This window comes from Halalkalibacter hemicellulosilyticusJCM 9152 (assembly GCF_000513115.1).
GTDB lineage: Bacteria > Bacillota > Bacilli > Bacillales > Bacillaceae_D > Halalkalibacter > Halalkalibacter hemicellulosilyticus.
This window is the reverse complement of record NZ_BAUU01000014.1, coordinates 1-17,938: the sequence shown is the minus strand read 5'-3', so window position 1 is coordinate 17,938 and position 17,938 is coordinate 1. Positions and strand designations below refer to the sequence as shown.

Below are 17,938 nucleotides of genomic sequence, written 5' to 3'. Positions count from 1 at the left end.
CTTTACAGTAAATGGTGGTGTTCCTTTTCTTTAATTTCTTGACCACATGTTGGACACGTACCTTTCTGAATTAAAAGCTCCAACCGTTCTTCTTCATATTTTTCAACTATTTCAGTTTGCGATTGAACAAAAGCAGCCCCCTCTCTCATTCTTCTGTCGTATTCATTTATGGTCGAATGTAGAGAGTTTAATTTAAGTAATTGCTGTTGCTCGTTTTCTAAAGATGAAACTCTCTCTAACAAAAGATTGACTGACGGTAAATGATCGATTATTTTTTTTACTTCTTCGGACTGCTGATTTGATTTATTAAAAAGGGTTTGAAGTTTCTTCAATGTCTTTAATCGTTCTTTTTCATGGCTTATATGCTGAATTTGATTGCTGTTAAGCTCGTCCACAAATGAAGTCATTTGAATAGACCTTTTCACATTTATAAATTGCTGTTTTAAACGGTCATCACGTTGACTAACGGTTTTGAGTGTTCTTCTACGTTCAACAACCTTTTCAAGCTGATTGTATTGACGTTCAGCTATTTCTATTCCTTTTGTCTTATCAATCCACAGTAAACATTTGGATAGGTCATGACTCAATACCTTTTGGCGCTTATGGATACGTATAAGTGTTTGATAGCTTCTTAACGTAGCTTCAAGCCTAACTACGCGATTCTCCCATTCCGTTACATCCTTCACGAGTCTTAATCGATTCTGTTGCACAGTCTCTTCTTGAATCATTTGCTTACGGATATGAGCTAGTTTTTCTAAGTGTTTTTTTCTTGCCATTAAAGTTTCTATTCGTTGCATTTCTTGACCAGCAAGATCAAGTTTCTCTTTAAGCAAATCGATGTGCGCAAAAGGCTCAAGCTCTTTTTTAAGCTTATCAATCGTTTCCTCCTCTTGTCGTGTACGTTGATTAAGCTGCGAGACATCTCTAGTTGTTTGTCTAATGGCCATGTCTAAAAAATGTGCACCACTAATGCGACCTAGTACTTTAGCTCTTGTTGAACTTGTTTCCTCAAGCAGGAAAGGACCATCCAATTGCTGAGAAACATGAAGAGCAAGATCATGATCAGTATCTACTCGTAAATGACCCATACCGTGTGCCTCAAGTACTTCAGTTGGTACATGTATACCAAAACCTTCGAGTATTAAATCATCTTGTTCTTGCTGGCGTATCGTATAGCGATTTTTCGAAGCTGTGCGTTCACGACAAATGACTGTACCGTTTGTAAACGTAACGGTCACACGCACGAAATCGGCTGATATTCGTAAGAAATCCGTTCCTCTCGGTTGGTTAAATAGCACCCAACGTAGCGCACGTATGATCGCTGTCTTTCCACTATCAGACTGACCAACAATCATATTTAATCCTTGATCAAATTCAATATACGTATCTAGATGCGATTGGAAATTTTCAATATGCACCGAATGGATGTTATTCATATTCGCCATCCTTCCACTTTTCTTCAACTTGTGTCATTCTTCGCAATGCTTCCTTCTTCACTTTTTCTTCTACATTTTGTAAGGATGCTATCTCTAGAATAATATCACCCATTTTTAGAGATTGAAACTGTGATGCCTCTTTTACTTGTTGGACAAATGAATGTAATTTCTCCTCCTGGTGAACGGCTTTTTCTAGAAATGAACGATCAAGAACTGCCTCACCAGCTTCTGATGACGTAAGTGTTTTTTCCTGGAGATTGATCATTTCCTTTTCAATTGTTCCAACGATTACTTTCGGTTTACGGCTTATTTCAGACCAATGATTATTCACTCTTGCTAACGCTCCTGGATTACAAATAAATTTACCTTCTCGCTCTTTTATTCCAAAACCGCCATGAAAATGACCTGTTAACGTTATATCAGCAGTCGTCCCCCAAATATGATCAATTAACGTGTGTGCAACACCGTCTGGTAACGCTTTTTCGACAAGCATACTATGAACAATATGAATAGCCACATCTATGTGGTCGGCTCTAGTAGGATAGTAATCTAACTTTGGATCTCGTTGATCAAGGTCGTAATGGTACGGTTGTCCACTAATTTGAATGTGAATTCCGTTAAATTCAAATTGTAAAGGCTGTTCCGGATGAATGACTGTCATCACTCCAAATGAGTCCATGAGACCTAGCATTGTACGAGAGAGAGTCTCCGGATTATGTCCAAACGTATCATGATTACCTGCTACAACATAAATCGGAGCGTTAGCTCGCTTGAAAATTTTAGCAAACTGACCAACGACATTAGGTGATAAATCTGGCCGATCAAAAACATCACCACCATGTAAAATCACATCAACTTGCTCTTCATTTGCCAATGAAATGACTTCTTCTAATTTTTTCTTTAATGTATCAACGTAGCTATCTAATCGATTTTTAGGAGTCGTCCCACGTATATGAGTATCCGTTACATACAAAAATTTCATTGTTTATCCTCATTTCCTTTAATAAGAAAAACTGCGCAGCAGTCTTTTCTTTAAAGCAGTGTGCGGAGTCGTTACAGTGATTTTTAGTTTTTCTGAAAGTAGGGTTCTTTCAGAAAAACGTGTAACGTGCAAAGCCGGCGCTCTCCTTTGAGTTTGCCTACATTCTCTTTGCATTCCCCACATTTCTTCCTCGAATTTAATACATTCTTATTTCAAAATGAAAGAATGATGAAAGGTATGTTAAGTCAGATGCTGACTTAACATACCTTTGTTCATACGTTTTAGTTTATTGATTTACTTTAAATCAAACGGAACCTCTTCAAACTCTTCGTCAGAAGGAGCGGCAACCTGTACCTCACCACTAATACCATAATGCTCACGAATCATTCCTTCTATATTCTCTGTCACATCAGCATTTTCCTTCAAGTATTGCTTAGCATTTTCTCGACCTTGCCCCATCTTCTCACCTTCAAATGAGTACCAAGCCCCACTCTTTTGAACAATATCAAGATCAGCTGCCATGTCCAAAATGGAACCTTCGCGAGAGATTCCCTCTCCATACATAATGTCAACTTCCGCCACTTTAAATGGAGGAGCTACTTTATTTTTAACAATTTTAATTTTTGTCTTATTTCCTACCATATCATTCCCCTGCTTAAGCGTTTCTGCTCGACGAACTTCAAGACGTACAGAGGAATAGAATTTCAAAGCACGACCACCAGGAGTTGTTTCTGGATTCCCAAACATAACTCCGACCTTCTCACGAATTTGGTTAATAAAAATCGCAATCGTCTTAGATTTATTAATAGCACCAGATAGCTTACGAAGTGCTTGTGACATCAAACGAGCCTGTAACCCTACGTGACTATCACCCATCTCTCCTTCAATTTCAGCCTTAGGTACAAGTGCTGCGACACTATCGATAACAATCATATCAACTGCACCACTTCGTACAAGAGCTTCAGCAATTTCTAATGCTTGCTCACCTGTATCAGGCTGTGAAAGTAATAATTCATCAATATTGACCCCGAGCTTTTGCGCATAAACAGGGTCTAATGCGTGTTCAGCATCAATAAAAGCAGCTTGACCACCGTTGCGTTGAATTTCAGCAATAGCATGTAATGCAACAGTCGTTTTACCTGATGATTCCGGTCCATACACTTCAATAATCCGCCCCTTCGGATATCCCCCTACCCCTAACGCGATGTCAAGAGCTAGAGCGCCACTAGAAATCGTTGATACTCTTTGTTCAGCTTGTTCACCAAGCTTCATTATAGACCCTTTTCCAAACTGTTTTTCTATTTGGCGTAATGCCATATCTAATGCAGCTTTACGTTCACTCATTATTAAACCTCTCCTCTATATAAAACTATTCTTTTTTACTATATTTACTTTCTAGAAGTTAACACTATCATAACCTGTTTTTTATCTTTTGCCAATAGTTTTTACGAACATTTATTCGGTTTTTATTTAGTTAAACAAATTAAATGGGTTAGATAACGAACATAAAGTAGGATGTAAAAAGGGGAAATAAATGGTTTGTCCCAAAATACATCTTGTCTTCGGGACAAACCTAACAAATGATTGATTAACGTTCATTTCGTGTAGGGGTTCTTCTTTCACGCTTTGGACGAGGTTTAGCTGGTTCCAAATTCACTCTAGCACCATTCAAACGTGAATACCGAAGGGCTTCATAAACAAATGGAGCAACATCTTCAGGCACCTCGACAAATGTGAAATTTTCAAATATGTCAATTTTTCCGATAGACTTAGCAGGAATCCCTACTAATTCGGAAATTTCATCAACGAGAATTTTCGGTGTTAATTGAATATTACGACCTACGTTAATAAAGAAACGAACCATTCCTTTGGCGCCACCTGTTTCACCAAATTGATAGCCAGATTCTTCAACGGAAGAATCTGTTGAAAAATTCATCTTCAATAAAGCAGCAATAACGTCTTCAGCTTGATGTTCTTGTAAAATTTCTTCAACGAGTGGTGAAAATAGTTCATTTGCCCCTTCTTGTACTTGGTCACTAATTAACTTCTTCCATGAGCTTTGTTGCTTTTCTACTACTTCTTCAATCGTTGGTACATCTTGAGAAGGAATAGGCATCTTAATTTCTTTTTCAATTGAACGTAAATGTTTCATTTCTCTTGGTGTCACTAATGTTAAAGCTAAACCTTTTTTACCAGCGCGCCCTGTTCGACCAATTCGATGAACATAACTTTCAGGGTCTTGTGGAATATCATAATTAATAACATGTGAAACATTTTCTACGTCAATACCTCGAGCTGCTACATCTGTCGCAATGAGAAATTCAATTGAAGAATCACGAAACTTCTTCATCACCGCATCACGTTGGGACTGTGTTAAATCCCCGTGCAGGCCATCAGCTAAATAACCTCGAGCTTGCAGAGCCTCAGTTAATTCAGCCACACCTTTTTTCGTTCGACAAAATAAAATACCTAACTCGATATCCTCACTATCAATAATTCGGCATAAGGAATCAATTTTGTTTCGTTCTAACACTTTAAAATACATTTGATTAATTAATGGTGCTGTTACTTCACCTTTGTTAATCGTAACCGTCTTAGGTGTCTTCATATATCGTTTAGTTAGTTTTCGAATTGCTAGAGGCATCGTAGCTGAAAATAATAAGGTTTGGCGTTCTTGATTTACTTGACGCAAAATCGTTTCAATATCATCAACAAACCCCATATCAAGCATTTCATCTGCTTCGTCTAATACAACTGTATGGACTTGATCTAACTTTAACGTTTTACGTCGTAAATGATCTAATATTCGACCAGGTGTCCCAATTACGACCTGAACTCCTTGCTTCAAAGCTTTAATTTGATGTCCAATTGATTGTCCACCATAAATCGGTAATGTGCGGATTTTTTTATGCACAGATAATTTTTGTAATTCGCCTGATACTTGAATCGCTAGTTCTCTTGTCGGTGTTAAGATTAGTGCTTGTACATAGCGCTCTTGTGTTACTTTTTCTACAACCGGAATTCCAAATGCCGCTGTCTTTCCAGTACCAGTTTGTGCTTGACCAATCACATCTCCTCTTTCAAGGATGACCGGTATAGCTTTCTCTTGAATAGGTGATGGTTCTTCAAAGCCCATCTCTTTAATCGCACGCTTAATTGGTTCTGAAATTTGAAAATCATTAAAATTCGTTGTCATTCTGTTTTACTCCACCTTTTCAATTCGTTCAACAAATAAAAGCAGCCATATTTCACAGCTTTATTTGCAATTTCATTTCTCGTACCAGATAAATCTAATTGATAGGATACTGGCTCGTTAGCAATCCCTGCAATGGCAATATACACTTCGCCTATTCGTTTACCTTCTTGAGATGTTGGACCAGCAACACCTGTGAAGCTAATAGCGATATCTGAATTACATTTCCTTTTAGCTTGAAGCGCCATTTCTTTCGCACACTGATGACTAACGACTCCTTCATTTTCAATGATATGCTCAGAAATATTTAATAGCTCTTTCTTGGCACTTGTCGCATATGCAACAATTCCTCCTAACAGGACATCACCCGCGCCAGGATTTGAACTAAGCTCTTTTGCAAATAACCCACCTGTAAAACTCTCTGCTGTAGCTATCGTACATTTTTTTTCTTGTAATTGCAAAAAGGTTTGCTCAACAATCGATGCATCACCATATCCATAGAAGTATGATTCAACTCGTTTTTGTATTTGTCCTTCTACATCATCTAGCAATTGCTGCCGTAAATCGGCTTTTTGATGTTTGACCGTCAATCTAAGTGTTACTTCTCCATCACCCGCTAAAGGAGCAATGGTAGGGTTCGTTTGCTGTTCGATAAGATCCAAAATTTCTGTCTCTAGCTGTGACTCACCTATCCCCAAAAAACGAAGCACTCGAGATTCAATAACAGTAGAAGAATCGCCTTCATTTGAAAAATGAGGACGAAGCTCATCGTCAAACATTGGAATCATTTCTTTTGGTGGTCCCGGCAATAAAACGATGCACTTTTCACCACTCTCAATCACCATGCCTGGAGCCATGCCGTATCGATTGACCAAAACCTTACTATCCTCAATGATTAATGCTTGTTTCTTATTATTCTCAGACATTGGTTTATTTCGTTTTTTAAAAAAATCAGCTATTTTCGCCAAAGACGGCTCATCATAAATTAATGATTTCCCTAAAATTGCAGCTACCGTCTCCTTCGTTAAATCATCCTTTGTTGGTCCCAAACCGCCTGTAAAAATAAGGACATCAGCTCGCTCCAAAGCCTTTTCTGTTACTGCACGTAACCTTTTGTCATTATCACCAACAGTCGTTTGGTAATAAACATCTATTCCTAAGCCAGCTAATTCCTTAGAAAGGTACGCTGCATTCGTGTTTACAATTTGTCCTAAAAGCAACTCTGAGCCGACAGAAATAATTTCAGCATTCATATGTTCGACCGCCTAATCGTTAGAATTCATCAATACCTGTTTGTTTTTCTGAAAATAATCTACACCAGACAATACTGTTATAATGGTTGCAGCCCAAATAGCAATCCCAGCAAAAGGGAACGAAATTGGCTGAAATGGCCAATTATGTAAAAGTAGCGCTGATATTGCTACGATTTGAATGACCGTTTTCAGCTTTCCTAGTGAACTTGCGGCAATCACGACGCCATCAGCAGCAGCTACTAGACGAATTCCTGTTACAGCAAACTCACGACTAATAATAATAATCGCCATCCAAGCAGGCAACAATTGCAATTCCACTAAACCGATTAAAGCTGCGGTGATTAACAATTTATCGGCCAATGGATCAAGAAACTTCCCTAAGTTCGTTACAAGGCCTAGCTTTCTTGCATAGTAACCATCTAGCCAGTCCGTTGCTGCAGCCAATATAAAAATAAGAGCGGCAATTAAATGGTTTAGTGGCATCTCTGTACCGAGAAACGACACTTCTACCCAGGAAGGCATTAACAAAATAATCATAAAAATAGGAATTAAGCATATACGAGATATCGTAATTTTATTAGGCAAATTCAAAATAGTCCCTCTTTTCACAATTCAAACTGATTGAATAACATCCATATTGTATCATATGAACAAATCATTTCACCACTGATTTGTGCCCCTTAAAATAGGCATGAATGAAAAAAGCTGTCACTATTACAAGTGACAACTATTCTTCAAAATCGCTAATTGTAATATGAATTTTTTGATGTACAGAATCCGTTTGGAAATCTACAGGCTGATCGTCAATAAACAATTGAACATCGGTTGATCGTCCAAAGTTAAAAATTAACTCCTCTTCCTCAGAGAAATCAAATTCAATATCTTCGCCTGTATCTGACATATATAATGTTCGTCCTAATCCATTTTGGATGTCAATGTATGAAGTCCCATCCATCTCAATACGAACATGCTCAAACAAGGCTCCATGTAGCTCATAAAATGATGTAATTCCTTGTGTTTCAACAAAATTTAATTCAATTGGATCCGGCTCAGGTTCATCTTCAACTAATTCATCTTCGTTACCTTCATCTTCTTCATCCCCACTTACGTCAGAGTCCCCATCTTCTTCCGTTTCATAAAAATCACCTTCGACGTTTTGATTCATATCAGGTTGCTCAGCTCCATCTGCTGCTAAGTAATTTTGAATAATAATTGTAGCTGCTATCGCAATAATAGCAAGTATGACAATCGTTAAAATCGTTGTTAAGACGGGCTGAGACTTAGAACGTTTCGTTGGCCTTGCTGATATATTGGAACGTTTCGTACGTGACGGCAACTGAACTGTTTCTTGTTGAGGATTAGGTAATTCACTTTTAAATTGGTCAAATAACTCTTCAGGGTCTAACCCAATTGATTCAGCGTAAGTTTTTATAAATGCTCTAGCATAAAACTGTCCAGGTAAGCGATCATAGTGACCTTCTTCAATCGCAATTAAGTACCGCTTCTGAATTTTTGTCGTTCGTTGTAAATCATCAAGTGTAATATTTTTTTGCTCCCGAATTTCCTTTAAATGTTGACCTAATTCAGACAATCTTAACACCTACCTACTTTAACTAATATCAAAAGAGGAAAAACCAGATTCGACAATTTCATACGTGATTTCTTCTTTTTCATCATTTCGTAATTCAATGATACAATCAAAGTCATCAAGCTCATATTCTGACTCACGAACAAAAATATCAGGGTGCTCAACGACTTTTACAGCAGGCAACCTCATAATATCACGTACAAGGCTCTTATGCTTTTCTGTTGAACGCATCGTCGTTACAATCCCATCAATGATAAAAATATGATCCTCCGTGTATTCATCTTCCGCTAATTGACTTCTTACTGTTTGCCGTAGTAGAGTCGAGGAAATAAAAGACCATCTTTTATTTGCACAAACACTTGCTGCAACAATAGACTCCGTTTTTCCGACTCGCGGCATCCCACGAACACCAACGAGAAAATGACCATCACGTTTAAACATTTCAGCCAAAAAATCAACGAGTAGCCCTAATTCGTTACGAACAAAACGGAATATTTTCTTATCGTCCGCATCACGTTCAATATAACGTCCATGTCTAATCGCAAGTCGATCTCTCACCCTCGGTTCACGTACTTTTGTCAATGTAATGTCTTCCATCTTATGTATAATTGATTCTAACCTTATGACTTGATCATCGTGTGTACTTCTAATTAGCATGCCACGCCTTTTATTTTCAACACCATTAATCGTAACTATATTAATTTCCAACATACCAAGTAATGAAGAAATATCTCCAAGTAAACCAGGGCGATTTTTATGAATCTCATACTCAATATACCATTCTTTAATCGTCATTTCCTTCATCCTTTACGTCAGTTGGTAGCTACTTACTTTCATCATAATGGATTTTAAATACAAATGAAAGAACTTTGTCGTAATTCATAGCAAAATATCGATAAAAGAATTCAATGCTCTATATGTGCAATGACCATATCACATTTCTCCTATTTTTATATAGAAGAAAAGTGCCCCATACTTGGATGGAACACTTCACTTTTTCTTCATGATATGTCTTCGTTAATGACTACCCTCATTTTGAACAAGCTTAACCATCATATTTGCAATTGCATGCTGTTCTTGTTCATCAGCTACATTCCATAATTCAGCTAACACACGCTCTTGCTCATTTTTCGGTTCAACTTGTTGTGCCAAATACTCTCCAACTTGATAAGCGACATCAGATACAACATTAGCTGACATCCCCTCATCAGAAGCTTGATGCAATCGATCACCTAAAAAATCTTTCCATTGCTCCCAATTATCGAGAACGGACATGAATACCCCTCCTTCTTCATGAACTTCAATTGTATTTTTTGTTATTCTTATGAAGAATATGCATTTATAAAGGGAAAAGATTTAACAATACCATGCCCCATTAACAGAAATAATTTGCCCGTTAATATAATTTGCTTGATTTGAATGGAGAAATGCAACGAGCTGACTAACCTCTTTCGTTGATCCTAAACGATTTGCTGGTATTTCTTCTTTTAATAATTCTATATGTTCTCTCCCATGCTCCGTAAGCATACTAGTGTCAATCGCACCTGGTGCAACACCATTTACTTGTATGTTATTTGGCGCTACCTCTTTTGCTAATGCTTTCACAAAACTATTCATTCCACCCTTTGCCGCTGAATACGTCACTTCACAGGAAGCCCCTGTTAACCCCCATATCGAGGAAATCATAATGATTTTCCCTTTTTTAGCACGAAGCATAATAGGCAAAAGCGCACGTGTTATTTTCATAGGATTCATAAGATGAATGTTTAATAATGAATCTAAATGCATATCGGTTGTACTCGTAAATAATTGAAATTCACTCATACCTGCATTATGAATGACAGAATAGACATTTCCTGCTTCCACAAGACCCTCAACAAGCTGCTCGGCTCCTTCTTGAGCTGTTAAATCAGCTTGAATCAACTTAACTGTCGCTCCTTTTTGGAGACACGCTTCCTTTACTTTATGTATCATTTCTTCATTTCGATGGTAATGTAAAAAAAGAGAGCTCTCTGGAGAAGCTAGCTCTTTAGCTATTTCAGCGCCAATTCCTCCAGAAGCTCCTGTTATGACGATTTCTTTCATTTATTCTTGATACCCCTCAGGTTTGACTTGGAATACGGTGAATCGTTCGAAGTCAAAATGTTCTTGTAAAACTTGTTTTAAATCGTCAATCGTTATTTCCTCTAACGTTGGCACAACATCAAATAAATTCATATCATTAAATTGATATCTTGTGAACTGATTAGCAATAAACTCTGGAGAATTTAATGATCGTAAGAAGGAACCAATTTTCTTTTTAATCGTTCGCGCAACATGATCCTCTGAAAGTTGTTCACTATGAAATGTAGTAACCATGTTTTTCACCTGAGCCGCTAGCTTATTGGGCTTGCTCGTATCTCCACCTATAACAGAAAAACCAAAGCCTAATTCAGCTGAATAATCAAAGGAAAAGCTATCATCAATTAACCCTTCAGCAAATAATTCCTGGTAATTAGTAGAACTTTGTCCGAACATCAGATCAAGCAAAATTGAAACAATTAATTCTCGACGTAATAAATCCTTCCCCTGTCTTTGCACACCAATATCTTTAAAACCCATTAAACATTTTGGTGTTTGAACAGGCATGTTTAGAACTTCATGTTCCTTTGCAACTGTATGAGGTTCTTCGTCGAAGTAACGTTTAATGTCTTCTGGAGAAGCGAATTCTTTTTTATGCTGATTTCTTTTTACTTGCTCCATGATCTTTTCAGGATCAACTGGTCCGACAATGAATAACAGCATATTGCTCGGATGATAGAACGTATGGTAGCACGTATAGAGCAAATCTTTTGTAATAGGAGCAATCGACTCAATCGTCCCAGCAATATCAATTTTAACGGGATGAGCATGAAACATATTACTAATGACTCCAAAATACGCTCGCCAATCAGGATTATCATCATACATTGTAATTTCTTGATTGATAATTCCTTTTTCTTTTTCCACACTCTCCTCGGTAAAATAAGGGTGTTGAACAAAATCGACAAGCGTTTCTAAATTCTCTTCAACATTCGTTGTACTAGAAAATAAATAGGCTGTACGTGTAAAGCTTGTAAACGCATTGGCTGAAGCACCTTGCTTACTAAATTGCTGAAAGACATCCCCTTCTTCATCTTCAAACATTTTATGCTCAAGAAAATGTGCGATACCATCTGGAACTTTAATGTCATCTTTTTCGCCAATTGGCTTAAAATGATTATCAACAGATCCATATTTAGTTGTAAAAGTTGCATATGTTTTATTAAATTCCTTCTTTGGTAAAATATAAATATTTAAGCCATTATCCAACTGTTCATGGTACAACGTCTCTTCAATCTGTGTAAATGTGACGGGCTTCATGCGCTTTCCTCCTTCCCTTTTAAGAAGTAAATCGTATCAAGTTTGACTTTATTCGCAGCTTCGATAACGTCTTCCTTCGTTACTTGATCAACACTTGTTAACCAATCTGGTAATGAACGATTTGAACCACTGATCACTTGATGGTAATGGAGTTCAACAAGCCCTCTCGCCACATCGGCGGTTTCTAAAATTTGATTTTTCAACATCGCCTTTGTTTGCTCCAGTTCTCCTTCTGAAAATTCTCCATTTCTCATTGCTTCTAATTGTTCATTAATAATGTCTACCGCCCGATCGTATTTATTAAACTCGATACCTGACATAACCATCATAATTCCTTTATGGCTTTCAAGCCTAGAGGCTGCGTAATAAGCTAGACTTTCCTTTTCTCTTACATTAATAAATAGCTTCGAGTGAGAAAAACCACCGAAAATACCATTAAACACTTGAACTGCAACATAGTCGGCATCCCCATATGTTGTATAAGTACGATAGCCTAAATGAAGCTTTCCTTGCTTAACATCTTGGTTTTCATGAACAATGTTCACCTTCTTCACTTGCGGACTTTCTGTCGTTCCTCCGACAACGACTTGACGATCTGGTAGTTCAAAAGCTTGTTTAACCTTTTCTAACGTTTCCTGTTGATCTAGCGCACCGACAAGATATAAATCGAATGCATTCGTTTGCAACAACTCAATATAATATTCATATAAAGATTGGGCACTAATTTCTTCAACCTCTTCAACCGTTCCAAATGCAGTTAATGCGAAGTTCTCACCTTTGCACATTTCCTCTGTCACGCGCACATTCGCATAACGCATTTTATCATCATAGACAGATTGGATACGTTGCTTCAATGATCTCTTTTCCTGCTCCACAATTTGTTCGGAAAAGAGTCCATTCTCAAGAAATGGATCTGTTACAACTTCCGCTAGAAGGTTCAGAGCGTTCCTAAACAAAGGTGTAGAATCACTCAAAAAACGTTCATTAGCAACATCCATCATAAATGTGATAACATGTTCTTCCCCTTTTTTTTGTACATCTGTCGTTAAAGTTGCACCGTACATAGCATCAAGTCGTTCACGTAATGCTTTTCGCGAAGGTGAGCTGCTTGTGCCATTTTGTAATACGTGTCCAAGTAGAGCACGCTTTGCTACCGTTTCTTTATTTAATGGGGCACGTATAAGAAGGAATAATGTATTTGTTTTATATTTTTCCGTTGGCATCAAATGAACGGTTAGTCCACCTTGCTTTGCCACCTTTTCGATAATATCCTGCATCTGATCATCTCCTTTTCCTGTCATCATGCATAGGTTATGCTTTAACACGAGTTCTTACAACGTGGAATTTAAATTTATCGGCACGAAAATAATTATAGGAATAGAGCACTGGTTGTTCGTTCTCATCATAATGCATTTGCTTTAACAATAATAATGTTGATTCAGGATCACATTCTAGCATTTCTGAAATTTCATTATCATAACCAATCGGCTCTATATGCGTAACCGCATACGTAATCGTATGACCGATATCTTCTAAAAAATGAAAGATAGACTTAATTTCATGTATAGAATGATTTTTCACAAATCGATACGGGACGCGATCTAAACAGTAGACAACCGGTACACCATCAGCAGTACGTATTCGCTTGAGAGCTAATATTTCTTTTAATCCTTCTTCTTTAAACTGACAACAGTCTTCTTCTGTCGCTTCATTGACTGCAGAAGATAAATAAATGGTTCCGGGTGACATTTTCGCCTTAAAAATCATATCCGTCACACTTTGTAGTTCTTCAATTCCAGCCGAAAACAACGGTTTTGAATGGACAAACGTCCCGACCCCATGGCGTCGAATCACAACGCCATCCTCTTCTAATACACGTAAAGCTTCTCGCAATGTAGCTCGACTTACACCTAAATTTTTTGAAAGTTCAAACTCCGATGGGAGCTTTTCCCCTTCTGCATATATGTTGTTATCAATGTCGGCTTTTAATCGTTCGATAACTTGTAAATATAAAGGTCTCTGATCTGCTTTAATCAAGTTTGTCACTCCTTCCCCATTACGATGTTGCTTCGTCATCATTTCGTTTGCTAATTAAAACTTCTCTTGGCTTACTACCTTCATACGGTCCAACAATCCCTCTTACTTCCATTTCATCAATTAACCTCGCTGCTCTCGTATAGCCAATCCGAAACCTTCGTTGAAGCATCGACACAGACGCCGTATTCATTTCAACAACTAATTCTACTGCTGAATCATAAAGCTCATCAGCTACTTTTTCTTCAATAACAGGCTCTTCAGACGGAGTCATTTCTTCTTCGTATTGCGCTTTTTGCTGTGAAATGACATATTGAACAACCGACTCAACTTCATGATCAGATAGAAAAGCACCTTGAACTCTCGTTGGTTTTGTAGCTCCAACTGGCAAGTAAAGCATATCTCCTCGACCTAATAGCTTTTCAGCACCACCTGAGTCTAGAATTGTACGCGAATCTGTTTGTGAAGAGACACCAAATGCAATTCGAGAAGGAATATTAGCCTTTATGACACCTGTAATGACATCTACTGAGGGGCGTTGGGTTGCGATAATCATATGAATCCCCGCCGCTCGTGCCATTTGTGCCAATCTTGCAATCGAATCTTCAACATCTCCAGATGCTACCATCATTAAATCAGCCAACTCATCGACAATAACAACAATAAATGGTAACATCGGCTGTTTTGTATCCTCCTCTTCATTTTGCCGACGTACAAGCTCGTTATATCCTTCAATGTTTCTCGTTCCTGTATGAGAGAACAAATCGTATCGTCTTTCCATTTCTGCAACAACTTTTTTCAACGCCTGTGAAGCCTTCTTCGGTTCTGTTACTACTGGTGTTAACAAGTGAGGTATCCCATTGTATACCGTCAATTCAACCATTTTTGGATCAATCATCATCAACTTTACTTCATGAGGTTTTGCCTTTAATAAGAGACTGACAATAATGCCATTAATACATACACTTTTACCGCTTCCTGTTGCCCCAGCAACAAGCAAGTGTGGCATTTTATTAAGGTGGGCTAAGACAGGATTTCCAGAGATATCTCGCCCTAAGCCAACAGCAAGTACATTTTCCTCTTTCTTTGAGTGGATCGAATCTAACACTTCTCGAAGTGTAACGACAGCGATTTCATGGTTAGGAACCTCAATACCTATCGCAGACTTACCTGGAATAGGAGCTTCCATTCGTATATCCTTTGCAGCAAGTGCTAATGCTAGGTCATCTGCAAGGTTTACGATCCGACTTACCTTAACACCAACATTAGGATAAACTTCATATTTCGTAACAGCTGGTCCTAAATGAACCTTCGACACTTTCGCTTTCACACCAAAGCTCTCCAACGTTTGCTCTAATTTCTTTGCATTTGCTGTTAGCTGTTTTTTTTCATTTGATTGACTTGGATTATTAGGTAAGCTCAGTATCTCCATATCCGGTAAGAGGTAATCTTTATTTAACTCTTCTCCTGTAACTAAATGACTGCTAATATCCGTTGATAATTGACTCTCTGAACTCTCTTTTAAATCTAACAACTCATTCTTAGCATTTGCTGTTTCCTCGTCAATGTTTTCCTGCTGACTTACTCGCTGCGTGAAATCGACGATTTCAGGCTCTGATTCTTGCACCTCCAATTCTTGTGCATCCACCTCTTGCTCTTTCTTTCGTTCATTATAAACTTGCTTTTCTTCCTTTAATCGAGTCGTGATTGATTTCCACGCTTGTTTACTTTCGACTCCTACATGATGGAATGTATCTAAAATAAATGTATAAAATCTTCTAAAGCCTTTCCCCATTAGATTAGATACCGATTTGCCTGTTAACAAAATCATTCCAACGACAATTAGAATAACACCAAAGAAATATGTACCTGCTTCGGCAAAAAGAAAGTGACTAATTGCAAATGAAAAAGCTCCAATCATTCCACCACCAAGGTCATCTATTGGGGCTTGTCCACGCAGTTCCATCCAAAAAAGTCTCCATGTTTGGCGAATAACTGATTGATCCTCGAACCCTTCCCTCCCACTTAGCTGATTAAATAAGCTAATATGCGCTAACAAGCTAAATGCGAGCGCAATCACATACACCCCAGACATGCGTCGTGACCAAAAAACCGGACTCTTTCGCTTAATCATTAGATACAGCGCAGTTCCAAGTAATGCAATGGCAAGTAAGATAAACCACTCACCTAAAAAGAAACGAAATAATCGAACAAATACTTCTCCAACTGTGCCTAAACGTGCAAATGTAACAACGGCAATGACTAGTAAGCCGAGACCGATGAGCTCATATGTAAGTTGTGACTTTAACTCGGATTTTCTTTTTTTCTTTCGTCTTGCCAATTCATTCACCCTCTACTTAAAAGACATAATAACATATAGAAGAAGCAGTCAATTGTTGACTGCTTCGACGATCCTTTGATGATCATAATTATAGCACAAGACGAAAGTGGACTAAACAACTAAAGTTGGGGAGTTGCTTGAATAATCGTTCCAGGTGTATATTTTTCATTTAAAAAATCATTTGCATTGCTACTTAATAACCTAACAATTCGATATTGAGATGGGTTAATTTGCTCAACAATTAGTGGACCTGCTTCACACGAAATCACTTTTTGAGTTAAAAAAGTATGGTCATCATTAGGAAATATATACTCCTGTGGCATCATCGTATATAAGATCATTGAATGACATCTCCTTCAGGCTTATCCTTTTTATATTGATCAATTAATTCATTTAACTTAGCTAATGCCTGACCAATACCACCAACTTCATCTATCAGTCCATATGAAACCGCATCCGTCCCTACTACATTCGTACCGATATCTCTTGTTAAATTCCCTTTTGAAAACATTAACTCTTTAAACTTTTCCTCGCTAACCGACGAATGCTTTGTTACAAAATTTATCACACGCTCTTGCATTTTATCTAGATATTCAAATGTTTGTGGTACACCAATCACAAGGCCTGTTAAACGTACAGGGTGTATCGTCATCGTTGCCGTTTCGGCAATATATGCGTAATTGGCAGCAACAGCGATTGGTACACCAATGGAATGTCCACCTCCTAATACGAGGGTTACAGTCGGTTTGGACATTGATGCAACCATCTCAGAGATCGCCAATCCAGCTTCCACATCTCCTCCTACCGTATTTAATACAAGTAGTAACCCTTCAATTTTGGGATTTTGCTCTATTGCCACGAGCTGAGGAATAATATGTTCATATTTCGTCGTTTTATTTTGTGGGGGTAATTGCATGTGCCCTTCAATTTGACCGACGATTGTCATACAATGAATATTCGATTGCCCCATGTCAGGAACACTCGTTTGACCTAGCTCTTGGATTTTCTCCACAAGGTCACTTTTCTGTTCTTTTTGTGGATTTTTTTCTGGCTGCTGCGGTGCTTGAGGATCATTGTCACTAGTTCCATACATCATTGGCCACATTCCTCCTTTAGGCGTATCTAACTTTCAGTATGCAACTAGCAAGAACTATTTATTCTACCTTGTAAGAGAACTCATTACCCTCACAAAACTTTTCTTTTGGCATAATGAAACCATGAAAGCGAATGGAACATTTGTCAGTGGTCAATCGAAACGGATACACATCCTACTCAGGAATTTTATTTGCATAAGTGATCACATTCATTTCATTAAATAAATGTGATCCAAATAGAAAAAGAGGCGGAACAAAACTAGCTTCTAATAGTGAGAAAGGTGAATTTGAGCGTGCTCAAATTCACCTTTCTCTATTTTGCAGCAATATCGTTTGTTGGTCATTTCACTTCTAAATCTAAAGGCAAAACTAACTGATTCATGTTATCATTTTTAAACATAAGGACACTTCCTTCTGATTAGATTTGGTGTGGTAACTTAATTTATCAGAAGTTGTCCTTATTTCATTGTAAAAACAAGCTATTTTTATAAAGATTGTAGCTCTGAACGGTGGGTTCTTCTCATAGTGAAATGGAGCGGAAGTCACTCGACTCCTGCGGGAAATAGAGGTAAGGGCGAGACAGGCAAAGCCGAGGAGGCTCGACACCTCCCCGCGGAAATGAAGTGAACCCCAAAA

16 protein-coding genes are annotated in these 17,938 nt (G+C 37.9%); all 16 read right to left on the bottom strand.

Annotated elements, in window-relative coordinates; all coding sequences use genetic code 11:
* Positions 1-2: 2 nt before the first annotated feature.
* Complete coding sequence (locus JCM9152_RS10160) at positions 3-1,436, bottom strand: AAA family ATPase (protein ID WP_035343841.1); 1,434 nt, start codon at positions 1,434-1,436, stop codon at positions 3-5.
* Positions 1,429-2,418: a metallophosphoesterase family protein gene (locus tag JCM9152_RS10155; protein WP_035343839.1), complete on the bottom strand. Its 990-nt coding sequence runs from the start codon at positions 2,416-2,418 to the stop codon at positions 1,429-1,431. The genes JCM9152_RS10160 and JCM9152_RS10155 overlap by 8 nt, the downstream gene beginning before the upstream one ends.
* 294 nt (positions 2,419-2,712) lie before the next feature.
* A complete protein-coding gene (gene recA, locus JCM9152_RS10150) occupies positions 2,713-3,762 on the bottom strand; it encodes a recombinase RecA (protein WP_035343837.1) in 1,050 nt (349 codons plus the stop codon).
* A 244-nt stretch (positions 3,763-4,006) separates the two neighbouring features.
* Positions 4,007-5,614, bottom strand: a complete 1,608-nt coding sequence (locus JCM9152_RS10145; RefSeq protein WP_035343835.1) for a DEAD/DEAH box helicase — start codon at positions 5,612-5,614, stop codon at positions 4,007-4,009.
* On the bottom strand, positions 5,611-6,864 hold the full coding sequence (locus tag JCM9152_RS10140; protein WP_035343833.1) for a competence/damage-inducible protein A: 1,254 nt from the start codon (positions 6,862-6,864) through the stop codon (positions 5,611-5,613). The genes JCM9152_RS10145 and JCM9152_RS10140 overlap by 4 nt, the downstream gene beginning before the upstream one ends.
* 12 nt (positions 6,865-6,876) lie before the next feature.
* The gene (gene pgsA / locus JCM9152_RS10135) at positions 6,877-7,455 is read right to left on the bottom strand and encodes a CDP-diacylglycerol--glycerol-3-phosphate 3-phosphatidyltransferase (RefSeq protein ID WP_035343831.1); all 579 of its coding nucleotides are present in this window, start codon (positions 7,453-7,455) and stop codon (positions 6,877-6,879) included.
* 136 nt (positions 7,456-7,591) lie between these two features.
* A complete protein-coding gene (locus JCM9152_RS10130; protein WP_035343829.1) occupies positions 7,592-8,455 on the bottom strand; it encodes a helix-turn-helix domain-containing protein in 864 nt (287 codons plus the stop codon).
* 18 nt (positions 8,456-8,473) lie between these two features.
* A complete protein-coding gene (locus JCM9152_RS10125; protein ID WP_035343827.1) occupies positions 8,474-9,247 on the bottom strand; it encodes a DUF3388 domain-containing protein in 774 nt (257 codons plus the stop codon).
* A 222-nt stretch (positions 9,248-9,469) separates the two neighbouring features.
* A complete protein-coding gene (locus JCM9152_RS10120; RefSeq protein WP_035343825.1) occupies positions 9,470-9,727 on the bottom strand; it encodes a DUF3243 domain-containing protein in 258 nt (85 codons plus the stop codon).
* An 81-nt stretch (positions 9,728-9,808) separates the two neighbouring features.
* Positions 9,809-10,537: an elongation factor P 5-aminopentanone reductase gene (gene ymfI, locus JCM9152_RS10115; protein ID WP_035343823.1), complete on the bottom strand. Its 729-nt coding sequence runs from the start codon at positions 10,535-10,537 to the stop codon at positions 9,809-9,811.
* Positions 10,538-11,833 carry an EF-P 5-aminopentanol modification-associated protein YfmH gene (gene yfmH / locus JCM9152_RS10110; RefSeq protein WP_035343821.1) on the bottom strand — a complete coding sequence of 432 codons (1,296 nt, stop codon included), beginning with the start codon at positions 11,831-11,833 and terminating at the stop codon, positions 10,538-10,540.
* The gene (yfmF, locus tag JCM9152_RS10105; RefSeq protein WP_035343819.1) at positions 11,830-13,110 is read right to left on the bottom strand and encodes an EF-P 5-aminopentanol modification-associated protein YfmF; all 1,281 of its coding nucleotides are present in this window, start codon (positions 13,108-13,110) and stop codon (positions 11,830-11,832) included. The genes yfmH and yfmF overlap by 4 nt, the downstream gene beginning before the upstream one ends.
* Positions 13,111-13,144: 34 nt before the next feature.
* Entirely contained in the window at positions 13,145-13,909 is a 765-nt protein-coding gene (locus tag JCM9152_RS10100) for a GntR family transcriptional regulator (protein ID WP_052015828.1), read from the bottom strand.
* Positions 13,890-16,208: a DNA translocase FtsK gene (locus JCM9152_RS10095; protein ID WP_035343817.1), complete on the bottom strand. Its 2,319-nt coding sequence runs from the start codon at positions 16,206-16,208 to the stop codon at positions 13,890-13,892. The genes JCM9152_RS10100 and JCM9152_RS10095 overlap by 20 nt, the downstream gene beginning before the upstream one ends.
* 119 nt (positions 16,209-16,327) lie before the next feature.
* Entirely contained in the window at positions 16,328-16,549 is a 222-nt protein-coding gene (locus JCM9152_RS10090; RefSeq protein ID WP_035343815.1) for a YlzJ-like family protein, read from the bottom strand.
* Positions 16,546-17,304, bottom strand: coding sequence for a ClpP family protease (locus JCM9152_RS10085; protein WP_035343813.1), 759 nt, complete (start codon positions 17,302-17,304; stop codon positions 16,546-16,548). The genes JCM9152_RS10090 and JCM9152_RS10085 overlap by 4 nt, the downstream gene beginning before the upstream one ends.
* Positions 17,305-17,938: the final 634 nt, after the last annotated feature.

Coding starts and splice junctions, on each gene's coding strand:
- JCM9152_RS10160 (WP_035343841.1), bottom strand. CDS start 1,436: ATGAATAACATCCATTCGGTGCATATTGAAAATTTCCAATCGCATCTA.
- JCM9152_RS10155 (WP_035343839.1), bottom strand. CDS start 2,418: ATGAAATTTTTGTATGTAACGGATACTCATATACGTGGGACGACTCCT.
- JCM9152_RS10090 (WP_035343815.1), bottom strand. CDS start 16,549: ATGATCTTATATACGATGATGCCACAGGAGTATATATTTCCTAATGAT.
- ymfI (WP_035343823.1), bottom strand. CDS start 10,537: ATGAAAGAAATCGTCATAACAGGAGCTTCTGGAGGAATTGGCGCTGAA.
- recA (WP_035343837.1), bottom strand. CDS start 3,762: ATGAGTGAACGTAAAGCTGCATTAGATATGGCATTACGCCAAATAGAA.
- JCM9152_RS10100 (WP_052015828.1), bottom strand. CDS start 13,909: ATGACGAAGCAACATCGTAATGGGGAAGGAGTGACAAACTTGATTAAA.
- yfmF (WP_035343819.1), bottom strand. CDS start 13,110: ATGCAGGATATTATCGAAAAGGTGGCAAAGCAAGGTGGACTAACCGTT.
- JCM9152_RS10140 (WP_035343833.1), bottom strand. CDS start 6,864: ATGAATGCTGAAATTATTTCTGTCGGCTCAGAGTTGCTTTTAGGACAA.
- JCM9152_RS10120 (WP_035343825.1), bottom strand. CDS start 9,727: ATGTCCGTTCTCGATAATTGGGAGCAATGGAAAGATTTTTTAGGTGAT.
- JCM9152_RS10085 (WP_035343813.1), bottom strand. CDS start 17,304: ATGATGTATGGAACTAGTGACAATGATCCTCAAGCACCGCAGCAGCCA.
- JCM9152_RS10145 (WP_035343835.1), bottom strand. CDS start 5,614: ATGACAACGAATTTTAATGATTTTCAAATTTCAGAACCAATTAAGCGT.
- yfmH (WP_035343821.1), bottom strand. CDS start 11,833: ATGAAGCCCGTCACATTTACACAGATTGAAGAGACGTTGTACCATGAA.
- JCM9152_RS10125 (WP_035343827.1), bottom strand. CDS start 9,247: ATGACGATTAAAGAATGGTATATTGAGTATGAGATTCATAAAAATCGC.